This is a genomic window from Polaromonas sp. (assembly GCF_016185115.1).
Classification (GTDB): Bacteria; Pseudomonadota; Gammaproteobacteria; order Burkholderiales; family Burkholderiaceae_C; genus Polaromonas.
The window spans coordinates 337,275-360,790 of the sequence record NZ_JACPOF010000020.1 but is presented as its reverse complement, the minus strand read 5'-3'; the positions used below and the strand labels follow the sequence as shown (position 1 = coordinate 360,790).

Annotated in this window: 23 protein-coding genes; 17 read left to right on the top strand and 6 right to left on the bottom strand. The window is 60.7% G+C overall.

Going from position 1 to position 23,516, the window contains the following annotated elements:
- Positions 1–12 precede the first annotated feature (12 nt).
- The 5 genes from HYX42_RS14695 to HYX42_RS14675 all read left to right on the top strand — a co-directional run bounded on the left by HYX42_RS14695 (position 13) and on the right by HYX42_RS14675 (position 4,609).
- On the top strand, positions 13–897 hold the full coding sequence (locus HYX42_RS14695; RefSeq protein ID WP_293404274.1) for a LysR family transcriptional regulator: 885 nt from the start codon (positions 13–15) through the stop codon (positions 895–897).
- Between the two features lie 166 nt (positions 898–1,063).
- Positions 1,064–2,074, top strand: a complete 1,011-nt coding sequence (locus HYX42_RS14690; protein WP_293404272.1) for a tripartite tricarboxylate transporter substrate binding protein — start codon at positions 1,064–1,066, stop codon at positions 2,072–2,074.
- Between the two features lie 6 nt (positions 2,075–2,080).
- A complete protein-coding gene (locus HYX42_RS14685) occupies positions 2,081–3,115 on the top strand; it encodes a CDP-6-deoxy-delta-3,4-glucoseen reductase (protein WP_293404270.1) in 1,035 nt (344 codons plus the stop codon).
- Between the two features lie 40 nt (positions 3,116–3,155).
- Positions 3,156–3,653: a VOC family protein gene (locus tag HYX42_RS14680; protein ID WP_293404268.1), complete on the top strand. Its 498-nt coding sequence runs from the start codon at positions 3,156–3,158 to the stop codon at positions 3,651–3,653.
- 23 nt (positions 3,654–3,676) lie between these two features.
- The gene (locus tag HYX42_RS14675) at positions 3,677–4,609 is read left to right on the top strand and encodes a fumarylacetoacetate hydrolase family protein (protein WP_293404266.1); all 933 of its coding nucleotides are present in this window, start codon (positions 3,677–3,679) and stop codon (positions 4,607–4,609) included.
- Between the two features lie 33 nt (positions 4,610–4,642).
- Here the strand turns inward: HYX42_RS14675 and HYX42_RS14670 are convergent, their stop codons facing one another.
- On the bottom strand, positions 4,643–5,626 hold the full coding sequence (locus HYX42_RS14670; protein WP_293404264.1) for a LysR substrate-binding domain-containing protein: 984 nt from the start codon (positions 5,624–5,626) through the stop codon (positions 4,643–4,645).
- A 140-nt stretch (positions 5,627–5,766) separates the two neighbouring features.
- On the opposite strand from HYX42_RS14670, the gene HYX42_RS14665 reads away from it, so the two are divergent.
- A complete protein-coding gene (locus tag HYX42_RS14665; RefSeq protein WP_293404262.1) occupies positions 5,767–6,225 on the top strand; it encodes a DUF2917 domain-containing protein in 459 nt (152 codons plus the stop codon).
- On the opposite strand, the gene HYX42_RS14660 is transcribed toward HYX42_RS14665, so the two are convergent.
- Positions 6,215–6,646: a TfoX/Sxy family protein gene (locus tag HYX42_RS14660; RefSeq protein WP_293404260.1), complete on the bottom strand. Its 432-nt coding sequence runs from the start codon at positions 6,644–6,646 to the stop codon at positions 6,215–6,217. The genes HYX42_RS14665 and HYX42_RS14660 overlap by 11 nt on opposite strands.
- 68 nt (positions 6,647–6,714) lie before the next feature.
- Positions 6,715–7,119: a BLUF domain-containing protein gene (locus HYX42_RS14655; RefSeq protein WP_293404258.1), complete on the bottom strand. Its 405-nt coding sequence runs from the start codon at positions 7,117–7,119 to the stop codon at positions 6,715–6,717.
- A gap of 100 nt (positions 7,120–7,219) precedes the next feature.
- On the opposite strand from HYX42_RS14655, the gene HYX42_RS14650 reads away from it, so the two are divergent.
- Together HYX42_RS14650 and HYX42_RS14645 are read left to right on the top strand one after the other, a co-directional pair.
- Complete coding sequence (locus HYX42_RS14650; protein ID WP_293404256.1) at positions 7,220–7,987, top strand: Crp/Fnr family transcriptional regulator; 768 nt, start codon at positions 7,220–7,222, stop codon at positions 7,985–7,987.
- Positions 7,988–8,113: 126 nt separating this feature from the next.
- Positions 8,114–8,305: a hypothetical protein gene (locus HYX42_RS14645; protein WP_293404254.1), complete on the top strand. Its 192-nt coding sequence runs from the start codon at positions 8,114–8,116 to the stop codon at positions 8,303–8,305.
- A gap of 76 nt (positions 8,306–8,381) precedes the next feature.
- On the opposite strand, the gene HYX42_RS14640 is transcribed toward HYX42_RS14645, so the two are convergent.
- Positions 8,382–9,278, bottom strand: coding sequence for a DUF6279 family lipoprotein (locus HYX42_RS14640; protein WP_293404252.1), 897 nt, complete (start codon positions 9,276–9,278; stop codon positions 8,382–8,384).
- On the opposite strand from HYX42_RS14640, the gene glmU reads away from it, so the two are divergent.
- Positions 9,277–10,683 carry a bifunctional UDP-N-acetylglucosamine diphosphorylase/glucosamine-1-phosphate N-acetyltransferase GlmU gene (glmU, locus tag HYX42_RS14635; RefSeq protein WP_293404250.1) on the top strand — a complete coding sequence of 469 codons (1,407 nt, stop codon included), beginning with the start codon at positions 9,277–9,279 and terminating at the stop codon, positions 10,681–10,683. The genes HYX42_RS14640 and glmU overlap by 2 nt on opposite strands.
- Before the next feature lie 241 nt (positions 10,684–10,924).
- On the opposite strand, the gene HYX42_RS14630 is transcribed toward glmU, so the two are convergent.
- Positions 10,925–11,407, bottom strand: a complete 483-nt coding sequence (locus HYX42_RS14630) for an Lrp/AsnC family transcriptional regulator (RefSeq protein ID WP_293404248.1) — start codon at positions 11,405–11,407, stop codon at positions 10,925–10,927.
- Between the two features lie 133 nt (positions 11,408–11,540).
- Here HYX42_RS14630 and glmS point away from each other — a divergent pair, with 133 nt between their 5' ends.
- The 4 genes from glmS (at position 11,541) to HYX42_RS14610 (ending at position 17,050) form a co-directional block, all read left to right on the top strand.
- On the top strand, positions 11,541–13,388 hold the full coding sequence (glmS, locus tag HYX42_RS14625; RefSeq protein ID WP_293404246.1) for a glutamine--fructose-6-phosphate transaminase (isomerizing): 1,848 nt from the start codon (positions 11,541–11,543) through the stop codon (positions 13,386–13,388).
- 434 nt (positions 13,389–13,822) lie between these two features.
- Positions 13,823–14,797: a PDR/VanB family oxidoreductase gene (locus HYX42_RS14620; RefSeq protein ID WP_293404244.1), complete on the top strand. Its 975-nt coding sequence runs from the start codon at positions 13,823–13,825 to the stop codon at positions 14,795–14,797.
- Positions 14,798–14,958: 161 nt separating this feature from the next.
- Positions 14,959–16,026: a Rieske 2Fe-2S domain-containing protein gene (locus HYX42_RS14615; protein ID WP_293404242.1), complete on the top strand. Its 1,068-nt coding sequence runs from the start codon at positions 14,959–14,961 to the stop codon at positions 16,024–16,026.
- Between the two features lie 40 nt (positions 16,027–16,066).
- Complete coding sequence (locus HYX42_RS14610) at positions 16,067–17,050, top strand: tripartite tricarboxylate transporter substrate binding protein (RefSeq protein ID WP_293404240.1); 984 nt, start codon at positions 16,067–16,069, stop codon at positions 17,048–17,050.
- 6 nt (positions 17,051–17,056) lie between these two features.
- Here the strand turns inward: HYX42_RS14610 and HYX42_RS14605 are convergent, their stop codons facing one another.
- Complete coding sequence (locus HYX42_RS14605) at positions 17,057–17,962, bottom strand: LysR substrate-binding domain-containing protein (RefSeq protein ID WP_293404239.1); 906 nt, start codon at positions 17,960–17,962, stop codon at positions 17,057–17,059.
- Positions 17,963–18,343: 381 nt separating this feature from the next.
- Between HYX42_RS14605 and HYX42_RS14600 the strand changes: the two genes are divergently transcribed.
- The 4 genes from HYX42_RS14600 (at position 18,344) to HYX42_RS14585 (ending at position 23,489) form a co-directional block, all read left to right on the top strand.
- Entirely contained in the window at positions 18,344–19,996 is a 1,653-nt protein-coding gene (locus tag HYX42_RS14600) for a long-chain-fatty-acid--CoA ligase (protein WP_293404238.1), read from the top strand.
- Between the two features lie 108 nt (positions 19,997–20,104).
- Positions 20,105–21,343: an ABC transporter substrate-binding protein gene (locus HYX42_RS14595; protein WP_293404237.1), complete on the top strand. Its 1,239-nt coding sequence runs from the start codon at positions 20,105–20,107 to the stop codon at positions 21,341–21,343.
- Positions 21,344–21,378: 35 nt separating this feature from the next.
- The gene (locus tag HYX42_RS14590; protein ID WP_293404235.1) at positions 21,379–22,614 is read left to right on the top strand and encodes an NADH:flavin oxidoreductase/NADH oxidase; all 1,236 of its coding nucleotides are present in this window, start codon (positions 21,379–21,381) and stop codon (positions 22,612–22,614) included.
- On the top strand, positions 22,611–23,489 hold the full coding sequence (locus HYX42_RS14585) for an SMP-30/gluconolactonase/LRE family protein (RefSeq protein ID WP_293404233.1): 879 nt from the start codon (positions 22,611–22,613) through the stop codon (positions 23,487–23,489). The genes HYX42_RS14590 and HYX42_RS14585 overlap by 4 nt, the downstream gene beginning before the upstream one ends.
- Positions 23,490–23,516 lie beyond the last annotated feature (27 nt).

Genomic DNA, 23,516 nt, shown 5'->3' with positions numbered 1-23,516 from the left:
ACAAGGTCCTACATGAGCCCTGAAATGCTGCGCGGTATGGTGGTGTTTGTGGAGGTCGCCCGGCTGAAGGGTTTTTCACGCGCAGGGCTGGCCCTTGAGATGCCGGTGTCCACCGTGTCACGGCGGATCGCGGAATTCGAGCGGGATATAGGCCTGAGGCTGCTGAAACGCACGACAAAAAAGGTCGAACTGACCGAAGAGGGCGAGGCCTACTTTCTGCGCTGCCAGCGCATCATGGAGGACATCGACAACGCGCATGAAGAGGTGCTGGGGACACGGGTGCAGCCGCGCGGCCAGGTGCGCGTTGCGATGACGGCCGACTTCGGCCTGCGGCTGGTGGCGGGTCTGCCGGACTTTTGCCGGCGTTACCCCGAACTGGTTGTGGACTTCGAACTCACCACGCGCGTAGTGGACCCCGCCACTGAAAACTGCGACGTTGCCATCTATATCGGCACTCCGCCCGACTCCGGCCTCACGGCGATCAAACTTGCCGAGGGGCAGATGCACCTCTATGCCTCGCCCGACTATCTCCGTACACATCCGCCCGTCCGCAAGCTGGCAGACCTGAAAACGCATGCCTGCATCCGGGAGCGGCTCAACGGGACCGAAATCAGGTCCCTGTGGACCCTTTACAAAGCCGGAGAAAAAGGCGAGGTCCGGGTCAGCGGCCCGCTGGTGCTCAACGGCATAGGCCTGATCCGCCGGCTGGCGGTGGGGGGGGCCGGCATCGCCCTTTTGCCCGGTGACCTTTGCAGGGAGGAAGTGGCCAGCGGCAAGCTGGTACGGGTCCTCAAGGCCTGGGCTGCCGCGCCGCTGCCCATCTTTGCACTCACGGCCACCCGAATGATGCCTGCGCGGACCCGCATCTTTCTTGAATTCCTGAAGTCACAGCTTTGACACGCGCGGGAGCTGGCCTCGCCTGGCCTGCCTCTGTGATCTTTCCATACATGGGAAAAGGTATTCCATAAACAGGTATTTGTGCATCCTGTGAAATAACGGAAACTGTCATCACACGCCGTCAAGAGCGTGTTCGAGGCACTTCCATTCATAGCAGGAGACAAACATGCATCAGTCCGCCACGCGGAGCCGTCCCACGGCAAAAACACTTTTACGTTCCATCTCCGTTTCACTGGCCGGCCTGTTGCTGCTGACCGGCCACGCCGCTGCGCAATCCTTTCCATCCAGGCCGATACGCGTGATCTCGCCGTATCCAGCCGGCCTGAGCCCCGACCTCGCCATGCGTGTGCTGGCCGAAAAGCTGTCACGGCGCCTGGGTCAGCAGGTTTTCATCGATGCGCGTCCCGGCGGCAACGGTTTCATTGCCGTCAACGGTTTCAAGCAGGCACCGGCCGATGGGCACACGCTGCTGCTGGTCAGCAATGCGCACCTCACCATGAACCCCTACCTCTTCAAGAAACTTCCCTACGACACGGAGAAGGATTTTGAGGCGATCTCCACCATTTACCGTGCGCCGTTTTTCATCGCCACATCTGTTGCCGGACCGTACCAGGACATCGGCCAGCTGGTCGGCAAGGCCAGGGGAGCGCCTGGCCGCGTGACCTACAGCATTCCCTACGTCGGCAGCCCGCCGCATTTCGGCGGCGCCGTGCTGGCGCACCTGAGTGACACGAAGATGATGGCCGTTCCCTACAAGGACGGCGCACAACTGGGCATCTCGGCATCTACGGGAGAGGTGGACTTCACCGTGCTGTCCATGGGCTCTCTCAACCCGCTGGTCAAGGCTGGCAAGCTGAAAGTGGTGGCGGTGGCTGCGCCTTCGCGCTCCAGCGTGGCGCCAAACGTGCCAACAGTCGAGGAAGCTGGCGGCCCGAAGGGTGTGATGGTGGAGTCATGGGTCGGCCTGGTGGCGCTGCGGGGTACGCCACCCGAGGTAATCAGGAAACTCAATGAGGAGATCACCCGCGCCCTGGCCGAGCAGGACCTCATGGCCCACTATGCCTCCGACGGCGTTGCGGCGACCGCCATGACGCCCGCGGCCATGACGCAGATGATCCGTGCCGATCTCAAAACCAACGCCACGCTGCTGCCGCAGCTTGGCATGCAGGCGGAGTGAACGGGAATGGGTTTTCAAGTCGTCCTGCGCCCAAGTGGCCACAGTTATGACGTACCCGCCGGCACCACCGTGCTGGATGCCGGGCTGGCAAGCGGCCTGAACATGCCCTACAGTTGCCGCGCCGGCAACTGCAAGACCTGCCGCGGGAAGATCGTGCAGGGCACCGTGGATTACGGCAACGCCCATGGTTCTTATCTGACGGACGAGCAGAAGCAGAAAGGTTTCGCGCTCCTGTGCAAGGCCAAGCCGCTGAGTGACATCGAAGTCGAGGTGGAAGAGCTGGTGCTGGCCCGGGTCAAGCCCAGGCTGATGCCCGCCCGTGTCAAGCGCATACGCAAACCGGCGCCCGATGTGGCCATTCTTGACCTGCGCCTGCCCATGAATGAAAACCTCATGTTTGCGCCGGGGCAGTTCATCGACGTGCAACTGGCGGGCGGCAAGACGCGCAGTTATTCGATCGCCAGCGCACCTTCGGCTGAAGGCGTGATCGACATCGAGCTGCACATCCGGCACATGCCCGGCGGCCTGTTCACGGACAAGGTGTTTTTCAGCCTCCGGGAGGGCGAGCTGATGCGCCTGAATGCGCCGCTCGGTACGTTTTACCTGCGTGAGGAGAGTGCAAAACCGCTGGTGCTGATCGCGACGGGAACCGGCATCGCGCCGATCCTGTCCATGCTGAGGTATGCGGTGCGCAGGAAAATCGGGCGCCCCATACGGCTTTACTGGGGCGGTCGCCGTCCGGCTGACCTGTACATGGATGAAGAGGTCAGGAGCCTTGCCGTACAGCTTGACTTTGCCTATGTGCCGGTCCTGTCACAACCGCAGCCAGAAGACGGCTGGACTGGCTTCACCGGGTACGTCCAGCATGCGGTAATGAGGGACGTGCCCGACCTGTCCGGCCATCAGGTCTATGCCTGTGGCTCCCCCCGCATGGTCGAGGCGGCATCGAACGACTTTGTTTCTGCGGCCGGGCTGCCGCAAGAAGAATTTTTCAGCGATGCCTTTCTCAGTGCTGCCGACATGGCATTGAACGAAGCCTGACCCCGTTACCCATCCATCCGCCAATTAAAAAAAGGTCACCATGAGAATCCAGGATGCACTTGCGCCATACGACAACCAGAATTCGGTCGTGAGATCCGAATACCTCTCGCACGGCACGCTTGAGGTCTACAGCCTGAGGGAATCACGAAAGTTCTACGAGGAGTTCCTCGGCTTTCAATGCGTACGCCACGCCAAGCCCTCAATGGCGATCCGATGCGGCATGCGTTTTCACATCGTGTGCCTGGAAGTGGGTGACCTGGTGCACCCCTGCAACGTCGACAACCACTGGGGTATTGACGTCGGTAGCATTGAGGAAGTCGACCGTATCTGGCAGGCCGCCAACGACCTGAAAGACAAATACGGGATTCGCGAGGTGCGCGAGAAGGTCAAGCAGCATGGCGTGTATTCGTTCTATCTCGAGGACCGTGACCATAACTGGTGGGAGTTCCAGTATTACGACGGCATCCAGAACGACGACATGTTCGATTTCGGCGACCGGTATGAAGACTCCGAAATGTCTTCCCCTGCAAACACCTGAACATCCGGAAAAGGACTCTGAAGATGGGCTACATGCTTTTGAATGCCGGCACCGGCGAACAGGGCCGCGCGGGTCTGCTGGTGAATGGCCAGGTTTATGACGTGGAAAAGGAAACCGGTGAAGCGGGCTTTGCTTCCACACTCGGTATCCTGAACGACTGGCCGCGCGCAGAACCGTTGCTGCAGGCCGCGGTCACCGCGATTGCAGCGGGCAGGCCAAGACAGGCCGGGGTGGCGCTGGCGGGCGTGAACCTCCTGGCACCGGTCATGTACCCCGGCGCCATTTATTGCGCCGGCGCAAACTATCTCGACCACGTGCGTGAGATGGAACGCGCGCAGAACATGCCGGAAGGCCCGACCATGAAAGACCTGGGTGAAACGCCCTGGCATTTCATCAAGAGCCCGCGCAGCACGATACGCGGCCCGGGAGCGGTCATCCCGCTGCCGGCATTCTCAAAAACCGTCGACTGGGAAATCGAACTGGTCGCCATCATCGGCCGCACGGCCACCAACGTGCCGGTAGCAGACGCGCTGGACTACGTCGCCGGTTACACCATTGCCAATGACCTCTCTGCCCGCGACGCGATGCTCAGGCACAAGAACCCACCCGAAAGCCCTTTCCGTTTCGACTGGGTGGCGCACAAGTCGTTCGACGGCTCATGTCCCACCGGCCCGTGGATAGCGCCGGCAAAGGACGTGGGCAACCCGCACAAGCTGGGCCTGAAGCTCTGGGTCGATGGTGAACTGATGCAGAACTCGAACAGCGACCAGCTGATTTTTGATGTGGCGGAGCAGATTGCCGGCATCTCTTCAAGGGTCACCCTGCATCCCGGAGACATGATACTGACCGGCACGCCTGCCGGGGTAGGTACCCCCCGGAAGATATTCCTCAAACCCGGGCAGACCGTGAAACTGTGGATTGAAAAAATAGGCGAGTTCGAACACCGCCTGGCCTAGGCTGGCGGTCTTGCGGCGTACGTGACAGGCCGCTCAATCAAAGTGATCCACAGTATCGGGATCCGGCACATCCCCAATCGCCTCACGCGTCAACGCCGACTGTCCCTTCAGCCATTCGCAGAAAGCCGCTACCTCGGGCCGGGCCAGGGCGCGGGGGCCGGGTACCAGCCAGTAGGCCATGGGCGATTCCAGACGCATGTGGGGCAAAGGCTCGACCAGGTCGCCTGAGGCCAGGCTTTCGGCAATCAGCGGCAGGCGGGCCAGCACCACGCCCTGGCCTGTGAGGGCCGCCTGCACCATCTGGTAGGCGTAGTTGAAGTAGAGCCAGCGCTTCGCTTCGAGCTTGGGTGATGCGTGGGCATCCAGCCAGCGGCGCCAGGTCAGCCATTCCTGGTGGGTGTAGTGCGAATCGCCGGCCTCAATGAGGGTGAAGTGCGCCAGGTCGTCGGGTTTTTTCAGTTTGGGGCCGCTCTTGAGCAGCCAGGGGCTGATGACGGCGGTGATCTGTTCGCCGAACATGCGCACTGCGGTTGGGGGCACATTGCTGGCGGGCGCGTACCGCAGGGCCAGGTCGATGTCTGAAATATCCAGGTCCACCGCCACGTCAGAAGCATCAATGCGGATGTCGATGTCCGGGTTGTCGCGCTGGAACATCTCCAGCCTCGGTATCAGCCACATCGATGCAAAGGAGGCAAAGGTGGTCAGCGCCACATTCTTGCGGCCTGCGCTCTGGCGAATCTGGCGCACCGCACCATCTATGCGGTCCAGTGAGGGCGACACAGCCCGCAGCAGCACGCCGCCAGCGCTGGTGAGCTCAACCGCACGCGTGTGGCGGTGGAACAGGCTGACACCGACCTCTTCTTCAATCGCCTGGATTTGCCGGCTGACGGCGGACTGGGTCAGGGCCAGTTCTTCAGAGGCGGCGCGAAAGTTCAGGTGCCGGGCAACGGCCTCGAAAGCGCGCAATTGCCCCGCCGAGATCGGCCGGGAGCGCAGGTGGGTCTGGGAATGCAGCATGGCGGGTATCTGGCGGGCTGGCCGTGATTGATGCGTTTATGGAATGAATAGCGTAACCCGATTTCATTGGACTGTGAAGGCCGGCGGCTTGATCATTCAATGCCTGCCAAAGAATTCAGGCCTTTTCCAGAAAGCACACCATGAGCCACGCACACACCGTCTCCTCTGCCGTTCACTACCTCCAGCATGCCGCTGACGCCGGTACCGGTCAGGTCATGGGCCTGGCGGGATGCTGGAAGCTCAGCCACGGATGCGCGCTGACCATGCTTGCCAGCCAGACCGGCGAGTTGCGTGTGGCGCATGGCCGTGTGTGGGTCACCTTTGCCGACGCTTACCTGGACCCCAAGGTCAGGGCAGGGGACTATTTCCTTGAAGCCGGCGAAAGCCTGGCCTTGCCTGCGGGCAGTGCCGTGGTCATGGAGTCATTCGCGGTGGGCCAGGCGTCTGCGGCTTATTTCAGCTGGGAGCCAGAAGCACAGCCCGGTGGCGCTGCGCAATTGTTCGGCGACCTGTTGCGTGCGATGGGCTTTGTGGCGGGCGCGGCCCGCAGGCTGCTGCGGAGTCTGGCTGGCGGCTTGTTGGGCGGCGTCAGGGCCTGAGCTTTTTGCCAGGCCTGGGCGGTTTCTTTTTCGCCGCGACGGGCTTTGGTTTCTTTGGCGCAGGCCTGGCCTTCACCGCACTTTCAAGCGACAGCCTTGCCCAGGGCAGCATGAGTGCGGGTGATTCCATCGTTTCTTCGGGCGCGCTGTAGTAATTGAGGCTGTGCGTGGATGACATGCCGCCTCTCGTCGTTGCATAACGGAAGCGCTCGCAACCCTCGGCCTCAAAGCGCGGCGAGGTTTCTGCATCGGCTTTGAGCCAGAGCTTTTCACCACCACCCAGGTCGGCCACCAGCGCAAAGGTCAGGCCGTCGGTGCTGATGCCATAGCCGCCAAACATGCGCCTGAAGCTGCAGGGGCCAACGCCTGACAGCAGGTCGCAGCAATAAATTGCGAAGTCGTCTTTTTTTGATGTCGCCATCGCGCAATGATGCCTTGTTTGGCGCATCCTTCCCGGTATGGCTGAACGCCTGTTCCCGTGATGAGTCGTCAGGCGTCCAGGTCCAGCGTCGACAGCAGCGATACAAACAAATCCATGGCGGCCTGACCGTCAAGTTGTTCCAGTTTCTCAAGCACATCGATGTCATCCACCGTGGTGTAGCCCAGGCTGAAGCGCCTGAAGCGTCGCTGCCCAAGTGGTGCATGGTGAAGAACCTCGACATTGACGTGGCGCGTGTCCCGGCATATGCGCTCAAGCAGCGCCATGACCGGCTTGCGCTCGCCTTCGAGTTGCTGGCAAAAGCGCATGCCGTCAAAGATCAGCAGGCCGGTGATGTTGTGCGACTCGTTGAAAACACGCGCCCTGGCGGCGATATCGGCGACGATGCTGATGGGTTCCCCGGGTTTCAGGGTGCTGACGTAGAGGACCTCGTGCAGCGGTGTTGTTATTGTCATTGCGCTGGAATATAGCCAGTCGCTATCGGGTTAACAATGTCAAAGGACATAGTCATTTGCGAATAAGATTCCCTTGATAACAACAAGCAGTTTTCTAACGATGTCGGACCAGGCTCTTAAACATTGCCCCCCAGCTTGCGTCAGTTGCGGCCTGCGAAAGCTCGACGCGTTCACGCCCGTGACGCCGGACCAGTTGAAGTACATCGAGGCCTTCCGCTCGGGCTTCTCACAGGTCGATGCAGGCGCAACCGTGATTCATGAAGGAAGCCCGAACGGCAAGCTGTTCACGCTTTATTCGGGCTGGGCCTTTCGCTACAAGACCTTGAGCGATGGACGCCGGCAGATCCTCAACTTCCTCCTGCCGGGTGATTTCATTGGCCTGCAGCAGGAGTTTGCAGATGGCGCCATGCATGGCATTGAGGCGATCACCGGCATCACGCTGTGCGTTTTCCCCCGCGATGGCCTGCTTGAACTCTTCAGGGATTACCCCTCGCTCGGTTTTGATGTGACGTGGCTTGCCTCGCGCGAGGAAGGCATGGTTGACGATGCCCTGCTCTCGGCCGGGCGGCGTACGGCCGCCGAAAGCATTGCCATGCTGCTCATGCACCTATACCGCCGCGTCCAGCGGCTCGGGCTGGAGCGTGGTGCTGACGCAGAGGGCGCGTCGATTGAGTTTCCCATCAACCAGCAGCACATCGCCGACGCGCTGGGCCTGTCGCTGGTCCACACCAACAAGACCTTGCGGCGCCTGCACAAGCTGGGCCTGCATGAAATCCGCGACGGCCAGCTGCGCCTGCACAACACCAGGGCGCTGGAGCGCATTGCGGACTATTACGACAGGCCGCTGCGCAAGGTGCCGCTGCTGTAAGCGGCAGCCTATAGGGTGGCAGGAATTTGTCTGACGCACGCCGATAAAGGGCGCTCCTAAGCTTTCTTTCCAGTTTCAGGCTGGCTGTTTGGTTTCAGCCGGCCGATGACGGTGAAGGAGACAACCATGAACAGCATTCCGGCAGTGCGCCACCGCCTCCAGCAGCAGCCGCACAGGGTGATTGACAGGCAGCAACAGCAGAGCAGTGGTTCGGGTGAATTCCAGCCGCGCCAGCAAGGCAGCGGCGCCAGACCCGGTCAGCTTGGCGAAAGTAACCGGGATCGTGAGCGACACCAGTTGCGTGGCGCCGGGCAGTAAACAGCCCTCCTGTGCGGGCAGGTTCCAGGCCTGACACCTCGTGACACCGTGACCCGAGAATTTCCAGGTTGCGGTACTAGCCTTTCATCAGCGCCATCATGTCCTGCTCATATTTGGCGAGCGTCTTCGCGGCATGGGCGCGCTGCTCTGCCGTGGTGGTGTTGTGAAGCTCGGCGATGCTGCGGCAACCATCCTGCGTAAATTTTTGCTGGTAGTCGCGGTAAGCGGCATCCGGTGAATTGAAGGACCGATCCATCACGCCACGCACAGCTGCTCTTGTTTTTTCTGCATTCTGGCTGCCATTGAGTCTGGCGGCGACAAGGGCCTGCAGGTTGTGCACCGCGTCGCGCTGGCGGCGAATTCTTTCCGCATAAAAAATCCTCGCATCAAAGTGCGACTGGTCGATGTTTTTGCCGATCAGTGCGAGTTGCGCGTCGTCGAGGCGGCCATAAAGCATCTCCGCCCTGTCAACGGCCTGTTTGTAGCGTTTCTTGCGGCTGGCCTTGCTGCCAGATTCGATGTAGTCGTCCCTGTAATCAGCGTTGCCTTTTTCAAACCGTTTTTCAAGATGCGAGATCTGCTGGGTGTCCACGGTGGCGGCCAGCAAGGCGATGGCGGGCTCGGCGCGTTCCGGTACGGCCATCAGTGTGCGCCGCACCTCGGCGTACACCGTACACACACGCTCGCTGCTGGTGTTGTTCGTCAGCTCCTGCCGGTATTTCTGCAGGGCGCTGACGTAGACCGGCAACTGGCTCTGGCGGTGCCAGGCGTGGAGGCGAGCCAGTTCGTCTTTCACCTGCACCATCTGGTTGCCGTTGAAATCGACATACCCATCCAGATACCAATAGGCCAATTCGGGCGCCTGGTTGTAGGCGATTTTGACGGCGCTGCAGGCGTTCAGCAAAACCGCCAGCGCCAGCAGGCCGATAATCCGGGGCGCACGACTCAAACTCATATTCACAGGAAAACGCATGGCACTCCCAATAGACGTGGTCATCATGGCTGCAGGCAAGGGCACACGCATGAAAAGCGGTCTGCCCAAGGTATTGCACCGATTGGGCGGCATCGCGCTGCTTCACCACGTCATCCGCTGCGCTGAAAAAATGTCAGCCAGAAAAGCGGTTGTTATCACCGGCCATGGTGCCACGGAAGTAGAGGCCGCATGTGCCTTGATGTCTTCAGACCTCGTCCCGCAGTTTGCCCGCCAGGAACCCCAGCTCGGCACCGGGCATGCTGTGCAGCAGGCGGTGCCCCTGCTGGCTGACGATGGCGTGACGCTGGTGCTCTCGGGCGATGTGCCCCTGACCGAGGCGTCCACCCTGCAGGCGCTGGTCAATGAATGCGACGGCCAGCGGCTGGCGCTGCTGACGCTGGCAATGCCTGACCCCACGGGTTATGGCCGCATCGTGCGCGCCGGAATGCAAGCATCAAGCCAGGTGCGCGCCATCGTCGAGCACAAGGACGCCAGCGAAGAGCAGCGAAAAATCACCGAAATCTACAGCGGCATCATGGCCGTGCCGACGCGCCTGTTGCGCCAGTGGCTGGCCCGGCTCGACAACAAGAACGCGCAGAACGAGTACTACCTGACTGACATCGTGAAGTTTGCGGTTGCCGACGGCGTGGCGGTTGTTGCACACCAGATCACGGATGCCGCCCAGGTGGCAGGCATCAACAGCCCCGTGCAGCTGGCCGAGCTTGAACGTGTCTACCAGCAGCGCCGGGCGATTGCGCTGATGGAGCAGGGCGTGCGCCTGGCCGACCCGGCACGTTTTGACGTGCGCGGTGAATTGACTTGCGGTGCCGATGTCGAGATTGACGTGAACTGCCTGTTTGAGGGCAAGGTCACGCTGGGCGACGGCGTTCGTATCAGCGCCAACTGCGTGATTGCCAACTGCACGATTGCCGCCGGTGCCGTCATCCACCCCTTCACGCACATTGATGGCGAAAAACTGGGCGTGCAGGTCGGCGAAGGTGCACTCGTCGGCCCGTTTGCGCGCCTGCGCCCGGGTGCAGAGCTGGGCGCAGAAGTACACATTGGCAACTTTGTCGAGGTCAAGAACTCGACGCTGGCCAAAGGCGCCAAGGCCAACCACCTGGCCTACTTGGGCGACGCGACCGTGGGTGAGCGCGTCAATTACGGCGCGGGCAGCATCACCGCCAACTATGACGGCGCCAACAAGCACCGCACGGTGATAGAGGCCGACGTGCATATTGGCAGCAACTGCGTTCTGGTCGCGCCCGTCACCATAGGCGCGGGCGGTACGGTGGGCGGCGGCTCGACCATCACCAAAAGCACGCCGCCTGCGGCCCTCAGCGTGGCGCGCGGCAAGCAGGTCAGCCTGACCAACTGGCAACGGCCGGTGAAAGTGAAATCCTGACTGCTTTCCTGACGTCAATTTGCTATTAATTCAGTAGCTGCTTACGCTCGTATTTAAAGGGCTACAGCCGATTTGAGGCCTTAAAACAGACCTTTTTCGGCCTGCTGGAGCAGTTTTGGAGATTCAGTGGATATCCCAAAGCCGAAAAGTTAATACAGGAGTTAACTTTTTGCCAAATATTGACGTATAAATTAAAAATTTAAGATATACGGCAAAATAAGACTTTCTGAGGCCGTGCGGCTTATGCCAGCAAGACCCGCGGCTCAAACTTGGCGCGTTTGGTCGCAAAAAAAGCCTTCACATTGCGCACATTCGCATCGCCCGTGAACAGCCGCTGCGCCAGCGCCAGGTAGGCCGGCATGTCGCGCACATGCACCATGAGCACAAAATCCGGCCCCGGCGAGACACGGTAGCACTGCTGCACCGCCTCGTCGGCAGACACGCGCTGCTCGAATGCGTCCAGCATTTCGGCGCCCTGGCGGTCCAGCGTGATCTCGACAATCGCCGTCAGCCCTGCGCCCGTCAGATGGGCCAGCCGGTCAGCGCTGAGTATGGCGATGTCGCGCTCGACCAGACCTGCATCACGCAGGCGCTTGACCCGCCGCAGGCAGGTGGGCGGCGACATGTTCAGCTGGGCCGCCAGCGCCTGGTTGCTGGGCGACGCATCGCGTTGCAGGGCATCCAGCAGCTTCAGGTCGGCCGAGTCGAGTTCTATTTGTTCCATAAATTTAATATTAATGGAATTAAATTCAATTAAGTGAATTATTTGAAATTAAATTCCATTATTTAGACAAAAAAGTCCACATTGGAAAATGATAAATCCGTAGCATCAGCCCATCTTTCAGGAGCAATCATCTATGTGTGGCATCGTTGCGGCAGTTTCGACACGAAATATCGTCCCCGTTCTGGTCCAGGGTCTTCAGCGCCTGGAGTACCGGGGTTATGACTCTTGCGGCGTGGCGGTGTATGCCGGCGGGCTGAAGCGCGCGCGCAGCACCTCACGCGTGGCAGAGCTGCAAGCCCAGGTCGATGCCGAAAAAGTCGAAGGCGGCACCGGCATCGCCCACACCCGCTGGGCCACCCATGGCGCGCCGGCCGTGCATAACGCCCACCCGCACTTCAGCCACGGGCCCGGCGATGTCGCTCAAAAGCCCGGCAAGGTCGCATTGGTGCACAACGGCATCATTGAAAACCACGAAGAACTGCGCGCCGCGCTGCAAGCCAAGGGTTATGTCTTTACCAGCCAGACCGACACCGAAGTCATCGTGCACCTGATGGACAGCCTGTATGACGGCGACCTGTTCGAGGCACTCAAGGCCACCGTGGCGCAACTGCACGGCGCGTTTGCGATTGCCGCCTTCTGCAAGGACGAGCCGCACCGCGTGGTCGGCGCGCGTGCCGGCTCGCCGCTGATTCTTGGCGTTGGTACGGGCAATTCGGAAAACTTTCTGGCCAGCGATGCGATGGCCCTGGCCGGCGTGACCGACCAGATCGTCTACCTTGAAGAGGGCGACCTGGTCGACCTGCAACTGGGCAAGTACTGGGTCATCAACCGCGACCTCAAGGCCGTGCAGCGGCAGGTGCGCACCGTGCATGCACACAGCGGCGCGGCCGATCTCGGCCCCTACCGCCATTACATGCAGAAGGAAATCTTCGAACAGCCGCGCGCGATTGCCGACACGCTGGAAGGCGTCGAGGGCATAGTCCCCGAGCTGTTCGGCGACCAGGCTTACCGCGTGTTCCAGGACATCGACTCGGTGCTGATCCTGGCCTGTGGCACCAGCTACTACAGCGGTTGCACGGCCAAGTACTGGCTCGAATCGATTGCCGGCATTCCGACGCAGGTCGAGGTTGCCAGCGAATACCGCTACCGCACCAGCGTGCCCAACCCGCGCACGCTGGTCGTCACCATCACCCAGAGCGGTGAAACCGCCGACACGCTGGCCGCGCTGCGCCACGCGCAATCACTGGGCATGACGCAGACGCTCACCATCTGCAATGTGTCCACCTCGGCCATGGTGCGCGAATGCAAGCTTGCCTACATCACCCGCGCCGGTGTCGAGATCGGCGTTGCATCCACCAAGGCTTTCACCGCGCAGCTGGCGGGGCTGTTTTTGCTGACGCTGGCACTCGCACAAAGCAAGGGCAAACTCAGCGATGAAGAAGAGGGCGAACACCTCAAGGCCATGCGCCACCTGCCTGCAGCCATCGCCGCCGTGCTGGCACTTGAGCCCCAAGTCATTGCCTGGTCAGAAGACTTTGCAAAGATGGAAAACGCGCTCTTCCTCGGCCGCGGCATGCACTACCCGATAGCGATGGAAGGCGCGCTCAAGCTCAAGGAAATCAGCTACATCCACGCAGAAGCCTATCCTGCAGGCGAACTGAAACACGGCCCGCTGGCACTCGTCACCAGCGCCATGCCCGTTGTCGCCGTCGCCCCCAACGACAGCCTGCTGGAAAAACTGAAGAGCAACCTGCAGGAAGTCCGCGCGCGCGGCGGTGTGCTCTACGTACTCGCAGACGCAGACAGCCGGCTCGCCAGCGGCGAAGGCATACACGTCATCCGCATGCCCGAGCACTACGGCACGCTCAGCCCGCTGCTGCATGTGGTGCCACTGCAATTGCTGGCGTACCACACAGCCCTCGCCAAGGGCACGGATGTTGACAAACCTCGTAACCTGGCGAAGTCAGTGACCGTCGAATGACGGTCAGCGCACGCAAGTGCGCGACGAGGTTTGGTGGACGCTCACTTTGCGCAGCAAAGTTATGCGGCTACACAAGCCGGGAAAACCTGGCGAAATCTGTCACCGTAGAGTGACGGATTCGGGCGGAACGCAGTCTCGCCACCGGCGTAGCCGCAAGGTCCCGGCTTGCGGGGAGCAAGCATATCGCCCCGCGATGTGATGTGGTCACCACACGCCACCTCAATCTTGCAAAGAGCGTAAAGGTCGAATGACGGTCAGCGCACTCAAGTGCGCGACGAGGTTTGGTGGATACCGCAAACGCCAGGTGATTCATTTCAGACATCACCCTAATGATTTTTTAATCTTCCGATCAGCCGGCCTGCTTCCTAGAATTCCGCCCAAACCGGCCTGGCATGACGCACCAGGTGTTCAGCCAACAAAAACGGAAGCACGCTGTGACGCATTCACTCCTCGATGTACGGGTGACCAAAAAGAGTGAAGAGGCCCCCGGCATTCACTCGTTCGAGCTGGTTGAACCGCATGGCGGTGTGCTGCCTGCATTTTCTGCGGGCGCGCACATCGATGTGCATGGCCCCACCGGCATCGTGCGCCAGTATTCGCTGTGCAACCACCCCGCCGAACGATCGCGCTACCTGATTGCCGTGCTGCGCGACCCGCAGTCGCGTGGTGGCTCGCAGGCCATGCATGAGCAGGTGCAGCCGGGCGACATCCTGCGCGTCAGCAGGCCACGCAATCTTTTTTCGCTGGCGCCGGATTCCCCGCATGCACTGCTGCTGGCCGGTGGCATCGGCATCACGCCTATTGTCTGCATGGCCGAGCATCTGGCGGACGGCGGCGGCAGCTTTGAGATGCATTACTTCGCACGCTCGCGTGAAAAAACTGCTTTTCACGGGCGAATTGGGCGGTCACGCTTTCACCAGCAGGTGACATTTCATTTCGACGACGAGCCTGCCACCACCCGGCAAAGCCTGCCTGCGCTTCTGGCCTCCCAGCGCGCAGGCACACACCTTTACGTCTGCGGGCCACGGGGATTTCTGGAGGCCGTGCTCGGGGCGGCCAGGGCTTTGCAGTGGCCGGAGGCGCTGCTTCATTACGAATACTTCGGTGCTGCGGCAGTCAATGCGGCAGGCGCTGCGAAAGACACCGCCTTTGAGGTGAAGCTTGCCAGCAGCGGCCTGATCTGTCCGGTGGCTGCAGGCCAGAGCGTGGTGGCCGCGCTGGCGGCGCATGGCGTGGATATTCGGGTCTCCTGCGAGCAGGGCATCTGCGGCACCTGCCTCACGCGGGTGCTGTCGGGTAAACCCGATCACCGTGACCAGTTTCTCACGCCAGAAGAGCATGCTGCCAATGACCAGTTTTTGCCCTGCTGTTCACGCGCCTCCGGCCCCCTGCTGGTGCTGGATTTGTAAAGCGTCCCGGGTAAAAACCCTTGCCAAAAGTGATTCAGATTCGCTATCAGCGCCGCGCTATTGCCATCTTCTGAACTCGCACCGCTGTGCCTAACATCAGCGTCAACCCCTGCAAGGCAGGCACACAAAGAAGAGCCGTGGCGATGACGATGGAGAGACAGATGACCTATTTAAAGAACTGCTGGTATGCCGCCATGTGGTCCGAAAAGCTCAAGGCCGGTGATTTGACGGCCCTGACCCTGCTCGACGAGCCGCTGGTTTTTTTCAGGGATGCCGCAGGCCGCGCGGTGGCCATGGACGACATGTGTCCGCACCGGCTTGCGCCGCTGCGCCTGGGCAAACTGCTGCCCGACGGGCGCATCCAGTGCGGCTATCACGGGCTGGAGTTCGAGGCCTCGGGCGAGTGCGTGAAGAACCCGCATGGCAGCGGCAAGATACCGAAGAACTGCCGTGTCAAAACGTACGCGCTGGTCGACAAACACACGCTGCTGTGGATATGGATGGGCCAGGGCGAGCCTGATGAAAGCCTGATACCCGACTTCAGCTACCTCGATGCCGACTCACCCTATGACGTGGGCCGCCGCGACACCATCACGATGGAGACGAACTACCGCTACATCGTCGACAACCTGATGGACTTGAGCCACGCATCCTTCCTGCACGACGGTGTGCTGGGCAATGCTGAAACCATCTGGGCCGAGATACAGGTGACGCAGGCCGGGCACTCTGTCACCGTACAGCGCGACATGTACAACGTGGCGCCGCCGCTGGTGCGCGACCTGCTATTCAAGCGTGATGGTGCACCCGTCAACATGTGGCAAAAAATAACCTGGCACCCGCCGGGCGCTGTGCTTAACGACGTCGGCACCTACGCGCCTGATACCGAGCGCACGGCCTTCTCGGGCCAGCTGGGCTGCCATATCCTCACGCCTTCTACTGCAGACACCACGCTGTACCACACGGCTGCAGCGAGGCAGGGGCCGATTGCAGCAATTGCAAACGAAGGTGACGAAGCCTTCAAGCTGCGCATTGCCGAGCTGCGCCGCTTTGCCTTTGAAGAGCAGGACGACCCCATGCTCAAGGCCCAGCAGGAAAACATCCGCAGGCACCCAGGCGTCAAACCGGCGCTGCTTGAAGTCGATGCAGGCCCGGTGCGTTGCCAGCGCATTCTCGATGGCCTGATTGCAGCCGAGAACAAGGTGAGCGAACCCGTGGCCGAGGCCTTGTAAACGATTCTTCCAAAGCATTTCAATAACGAGAGACAAACCCATGAAACCCATACACACACTTTTAATGGTCGTCGGTGTTGCTGCAGCTGCGGCAACAGGCCTGGCTGGTGCACAGACAGTTGCGCCTTTTCCATCGAAGACTGTCACGCTGGTTGTGCCCTTCACGCCCAGCAGCGGCAGCGACACCATCGCGCGCATTCTGGCCCCCAAGCTGTCCGCCAAATGGGGCCAGCCGGTGATCGTCGACAACAAGCCCGGCGCCAGTGGCAACCTTGGCGCGCGCCAGGTCGCATCGGCTGCGCCCGATGGCCACAACCTGCTGATGGCGATCAACTCCTTCACCATGACGCCTGCGGTTTACAAGAGCATGCAGTTCGATGCCATCAATGACTTCACGCCAGTGGTCAAGCTGGCCGAGGCCGGGTATGCGCTGGCCGTCAACCCCGGTGTGCCGGCAAAGGACATGGCCACGCTGATTGACTACATCAAAAAGAGCGGTGGCAAGGCCAATTACGCCACGCCCGGCAATGGCACGCCACAGCATCTGGCGATGGAGCTTTTCAAGTCCAATCAGCACCTCGAGTTGCTGCATGTGCCCTACAAAGGCATTCAGGGTGCGCTGACCGACCTGATGGGCGGTCAGGTGCAGATGATGTTTGCCACCGTGCATTCCCTGCGCCCGCTGGCTGAGGCCGGCAAGGTCAAGCTTCTGGCAGTGACCGGGCAGGCGCGCAACCCTTCCGCACCCACCATCCCGACCTTCAAGGAACAGGGCATAGACGTGATGGACAGCGTGGACGCCTGGTACGCCGTGATCGCACCGGCGCGCATGTCGCCTGAGCTTGCAGCGCGCATCAACCGCGACTTCATTGAAGTGATGAACCTTGAAGACGTGAAGGCGGCTTTGGGCAAGCTGGGCATGTCGGTTCGCACCAATACACCGCAGCAGATGAGCGCGCTGGTCAAAACCGATATGGCGCGCTGGGCCAAGGTGGTGAAAGACGCGCGCATCGAGGCGGACTGAGCATCCCTATTTCTCCAGTGGCTCGACATGCAGGCTGGCGCGCCTGACCATGTCACAGAAGTATTCAGCCGCCGGCGTCAGCGGCAGGCCGGTGCGCTGCACGATGCAGATGGCCGGCGCTTTCAGTGGTTCGGCCACCCTGATGTGCTGCAGCGTCTGGCGAAAGGCTGCCACCTGCGCCCACTGCATCGGCAGCATGGCCAGCAGGTCTGAATTGCCGATGGTGAAGAGGTAGGTCAGCGTCGAGTGCGCCTGTATCACCATCCTGGGTGGCGGCAGACCGTGGCGTTCAAACAGCGGCGACAGCTCGTCCTCGCCCTTGTGTGTGATGGCCGTCGTTACCCATTCCGCACCAGCCAGCTCTTTCAGCGACTTCGCCCCCACCAGCGGGTGGTCCTTGCGGCAGAGAACGATGCGCTGGTTGTCAAACAGTTTTTCTGCCGTCAGCTCGCCCGACAGCTCGCCATGCACCGGCCCTATATAGAGGTCCATGATGCCGTCCTTCAGTTCCTTCACGGCGCGGGGCAGCACGGTGTCCATGATTTCAATCGTCACGTCAGGAAAGCGCTGCCGGAAAGGCCCCAGTGCGTCAGGCAGCAGCGCCATGTGCGCCACGCTTGAAAGCCCCATGCGGATGTGCCCATTGGTTTCACCGCGCAACTGGTCAAGCTCGTCCTGCGCGCGGCGGAACTCATTGCGCACCGCTTTTGCGCGGCGAAGAAAGACTTCACCCATAGGCGTCAGCACCACGCCCTTGGCCTGACGCTCGAACAGCACGACGCCCAGTTCCTTTTCAAGATCGTGAATGCTGCGAGTCATGGACGGCTGGGGGACATCCAGCTGACGGGCAGCGGCTCGTACGCTGCCGCTTTCTGCAACGGCCAGGAAATCGCGAAGGGAATTGATTTTCATATGGACGGCCGACTCAGGCTGGAGGTTATGGTGCTCATCGAGCGATTCATATTTCACATCAGATGTTGATAATATTAATCTTTGTGTATCTATTTCGCCACCGTACTATCCCGTGATTTCGCCCAGATGAAGCGCGGAAGAAGGCAGTAGGCACTGCGAGAGTGAGAACCATACGGTGTGAACCCGATTCAGGGTTTCTCCCTACGTTTTCCATGATTTTTCAGGGTTCCAAAACAGCCCAAACTGATATGCTTTGGTTTACTTACCTGTCGGCAAGTGGAATCATGATTTCGCCCAAGCCGAACAGTGCTGTTTGCCGGGAGATGTGGCTTTGTTGCTGCCTTTCCCGGTGCCGGAGACGAGCAGAAAGAAGAAACGAAGATGGCCATTTTGGGTTTGATGCAGCAACAGCCGCTGCTGATTTCAGCGTTGATAGAGCACGCCGCGATGCACCACGGCAAGGTGGAGATCGTCTCGCATGTGTCCGACACCAGCATTTACCGCTCGACCTGGGGCAATGTGCGCAACCGCGCCAAAAAGCTGGCCAATGCACTCACGGGCCTGGGCGTGCAGCCCGGCCAGCGCATCGCCACGCTGGCCTGGAACACCCACCGCCACCTTGAGCTGTACTTTGCAGTGGCCGGCATGGGCGCCATCTCTCATACCGTCAACCCACGTCTGTTTGCGGAGCAGATCACCTACATCATCAACCACGCGGCTGATGAATATGTGTTCTTCGACCTGGGTTTTGCCGACCAGCTGGTCGCGATGGCCGGCCAGTTGCCCACCGTCAAGGGTTTTGTAGCCCTGTGCGAGCGCAGCGAGATGCCGAAGCTGGCCCTGCCCAACCTGCTTTGTTATGAAGATCTTATAGAGAAGGCCTCGCCGGACTTCGAGTGGCCAAAGCTGGACGAAAACACCGCCTCATCGCTCTGCTATACCTCGGGCACCACGGGCAACCCCAAAGGTGTTCTATATAGCCACCGCTCCACCGTGCTGCATTCATGGACGGCCTGCACCGTTGACGGCCTCGGCCTGTCGACGCGCGACAGCGTGCTGCTGGCTGTGCCCATGTTCCACGTCAACGCCTGGGGCATCCCATATGCATCGGCCATGTGCGGTGCCAAGCTGGTGCTGCCGGGCCCGGGTGTCAGCGGCGACAAGCTCTATGCCCATATGGTCAAGGAAGGCAGCACCTTTTCGCTGGGTGTGCCGACGGTGTGGCTGGGCTTCTTCAATTACATCGAAACGAATAAAGACAAGCTCAACCTCAAAGACATCAAACTTGAGCGTGTGGTGGTCGGCGGTTCTGCCGCGCCGCGCGCAATTGTTGAAAAGTTCGACGAGCTCTTCGGCGCCTACCTGATCCATGCCTGGGGCATGACCGAAACCAGTCCGCTGGCGACCATAGGCAACCTGCTGCCGGCGCACGAATCGCTCCCCAAGGCCAAGCAGATAGACATCCAGGCCAAGCAGGGCCGTGCAATCTTTGGCGTTGAAGTCGACATCTTCAGTCCTGAAGGCCAGCGCCTGCCGCACGACGGCACGGCGGTCGGCGAGATCAAGGTGCGCGGCCCCTGGGTGGTGTCGGCATATTACGGCGACAAGCCCGGCGCAGCGACCAATGAAGAAGGCTGGTTCAGCACCGGCGATGTGGCGCTGATAGATACCGATGGTTTTGTGCAGATCACAGACCGCACCAAGGACGTCATCAAGTCCGGCGGCGAATGGATCTCGTCCATAGATCTTGAGAACGTGGCTGTCGGCCACCCCAAGGTGCGCGAAGCCGCGGTGATTGGTGTGGCGCACAGCAAATGGCAGGAGCGCCCACTGCTCATCATCGTGCCCAAGCCGGGCGAGAGCATCACCGCAGCAGAAATGCAGGACTTCATGAAAGACCGCGTGGTGCGCTGGTGGCTGCCCGACGATGTGGTGTTTGTCGAAGACCTGCCCCACACCGCCACCGGCAAGCTGCTGAAGACAAAGCTGCGCGAGCAGTTCAAGGGCCACCGCCTGAGCACAGACCCGGCCTGAAGTTTTTTTCCGGATGTTGACCGGGGTACAGCCCCGGGAAAACATCCTTGCATGTAGTTTGAAGAGTTTTGATAGTTTGAAAAGTTAGTTATTTAACAGGAGACAAGCATGAAAGTTTTCCCGACCCTGAAGAAGATGTCCCGGCTGGCCCTCGCGGTCGCCGGCAGCAGCGTGTTGCTGGCAGCGATGCCCGCGCAGGCTCAAGTCAGTGATGACGTGGTCCGCATCGGCGTAATGGCCGACCAGACCGGTACCTATTCCGGAAACGGCGGTCCCGGCTCATCGATTGCAGTGCGCATGGCCGTGCAGGATTTTGGCGGCAAGGTGCTGGGCAAGACCATTGAAGTCGTGACCGCAGACGACCAGAACAAGCCCAACGTCGGCATCAACCTGGCCCGCCAGTGGATTGAAAACGAGAAGTTCGACACCATCGTCGGCGGCTCGGCATCGTCCATCGCCTTCGGTGTGTCCAGCATGATGAAGGAAAAGAAGAAGCCCTACCTGATCGCAGGCACGGTGTCTTCCGACCTCACCGGCAAGCAATGCTCGCCGATGACGGTTCAGTTCATCGTTGACACCTACCAGCTGGCCAACGCCGGCGTGACCGCGCTGCTCAAGCAGGGCGTCAAGACCTTCTTCTTCATCACCGTGGACTACGCTTTCGGCGCTGCGCTGCAGGCTGATGCGACCAAGTTCATCGAAGCCGGCGGCGGCAAGGTGGTGGGCTCGGTTCGCCACCCGCTGGGCGCTTCTGACTACTCTTCCTACCTGCTGCAGGCCCAGGCCAGCAAGGCCCAGGCCATCGTCGTTCTGAACGCCGGCCTTGACCTGACCAACGCCCTCAAGCAGGCAGCTGAATACAAGCTGGCCCGTGGCGGCCAGAAGGTCGGCGTTTTCGGCATGACCATCAACAGCGTGTCGGCCATGGGCCTTGACGTTGCACAGGGTCTGCAGATCACTGCACCTTTCTACTGGGACCGCAATGAAGAGTCGCGCCAGTGGGCTCGCCGCTTCACCGACAAGAACGGTGGCGTGATCCCCACCTACATCATGGCCGGTGCCTACAGCGCCACCATGCATTACCTCAAGGCCGTGCAGGCAGCCGGTACCGACGAAGGTGTGGCAGTGATGGCCAAGATGAAGTCCATGCCCATCAATGACTTCTCGATGAAGAACGTGAAGATCCGCGAAGACGGCCAGGTCATGCGCCCCACCTACGCCATCACGGTCAAGACGCCAGCCGAATCCAAAGGCAAGTTTGACCTGTACAAGGTCGGCGCAGAGATCCCTGCCGAGCAGGTGTTCCGTCCGATGGCTGAAGGCGGTTGCGACTTCGTGAAGAAGTAAGCCACCAGCCCGGCTCAACACACAAGGACCTGACGATGCCACCGAGCGGAGTACCCCTGCAGGAAGCGGATGCCCACGGCACTGCGCTGTTCCAGCCTTACAAGGCGCGGGACGTGGTTGCGCGCAACAGGGTGGTGATTGCGCCCATGCAGCAGTACTCTGCGGTGGACGGCCATGCCACTGACTGGCATGTCGCCCACCTGGGCCGCTTCGCACTCGGTGGCGCCGGCATCGTGTTTGTGGAGTCAACGGCTGTTGAAGCGCGTGGGCGCAATGCCCACGGCGACACCGGCCTCTGGAAAGACAGCCAGATAGAACCCCTTCGCCGCGTGGCGAAGGTGCTGAAAGACAACGGCGCGGTACCGGCCATACAGCTGGGCCACACCGGCCGCAAGGGTGCACTGCAGGCCCCCTGGGCAGGGCACAGCCACCTCAACGCAGACGATGCCGCACGCGGTGAAGCTGCGTGGCAGGTGGTCGGCCCCAGCGCATTGCCTGTGGGTGATGGCGGCTGGCAGGTGCCGCATGCCCTCAGCACGGCAGAGGTGAAAGAACTCGTCAAAGCCTGGGGTGAAGCCGCGCATAGGGCGGCCCAGGCGGGTTTTGAAATGCTGGAAGTGCATGGTGCACACGGCTACCTGATTCACCAGTTTTTATCGCCGGTCGCCAATGTGCGCACCGATGAATACGGCGGCAGCATCAAGAACCGCCACCGTTTTGCGCTTGAAGTCGCAGAAGCCGTGCGCGCCCAATGGCCTGCACATTTGCCACTGTTCTGGCGCATATCGCTGGCAGACCTGGACCATGAACTGAGCATGGACGAACTCGTCGACCTGCTCATGGGCCTGAAGGCGCGTGGTGTGGATGTGATCGACTGCTCCTCGGGCGGCGGTATTTCGAACTACCCGACTGATGGCCCGCGTGTGGCGCGTGGACTTGAATACCGTGCCAACGACGGCCAGCGCATCAAGGCCATGACGGGCATGGATGTGATGGCCGTGGGCCTCATCATTGACCCGCACCTGGCAGAGGCCATCCTCAAGGCCGGCCAGGCTGACCTGATTGCGATTGGCCGCGAGGCGCTGTTCAACCCCAACTGGGCGGTGCATGCCCAAATGTCTTTGGGCGCAAACCCTGATTACGCGCTCTGGCCGCGCCAGCACGGCTCCTATCTTGCCAAGCGTGCCGGCATGGCCGACCCGCTGCGCAACACCGTTTTGCAGCGCGACGCATCGCGCATGCTGGCCTCTACTCCAGGTGTTACCGCATGACCCGCATAGAAATCGTTACTGAAAAGCGCGACGAGCTGGGTGAATGCCCGCTCTGGGACGAGCGCACACAGTCGCTGTTCTGGATAGATTCACACGCGCGCCTGGTGCGGCGCATCATGCCCGCAAGCGGTGAGTACCGCGAGTGGCTGCTGCCCACGGCCATAGGCTCTATCGCGCTGTGCGAGAGCGGCCGTCTGCTGGTGGCGCTGGCCAGTGAGTTCAGCTATCTTGACCTGACGACCGGCAAGCTTGAAAAGATTGCCGGCGTCACGCACGTCGAAGAAAAGATTCGCATGAATGACGGCCGCACCGACAGGGCGGGGCGCTTTGTGGCCGGCTCGCTGGTCATGGGACGCAATGAAAAGCTGGGCGCGCTCTACCAGGTCGATGCAACAGGCAAAGTGCAGGTGCTGGACAAGGGCTTTGCGATTTCCAACGGCACCTGCTTCAGCCCTGATGGCAACTGGCTGTATTTCACGGACAGCCGCACGCGCAAGATCATGCGTTATCCATACGACAAGGCTACGGGCAAGGCCGGCACGCCCACTGTATTGATAGATACCGAGCCGCTGGCTTCGGCCGGTGATGGTGCGACTGTAGACAGCGAAGGCTTCATCTGGACCGCGCTGGTCGAAATCGGCAAGATGGGGCGTTTCTCGCCTGAAGGCAAACTGGATCGCCTCATAGACATGCCGGTGCGTCACGTCACCTGCCCCTGCTTCGGCGGACCCAATCTCGACATTCTTTATGTCACCAGCATCAGCAACAGCGGCAATGCATTGAAGGACGACCATCCCGATGCGGGCGCGCTGTTTGCCGTTCACGACACTGGCGTTCGGGGTTTGCCCGAAGTACGCATTGCCGACAGGGCCTGAACATTCAATAAACAGACACAGACAGAC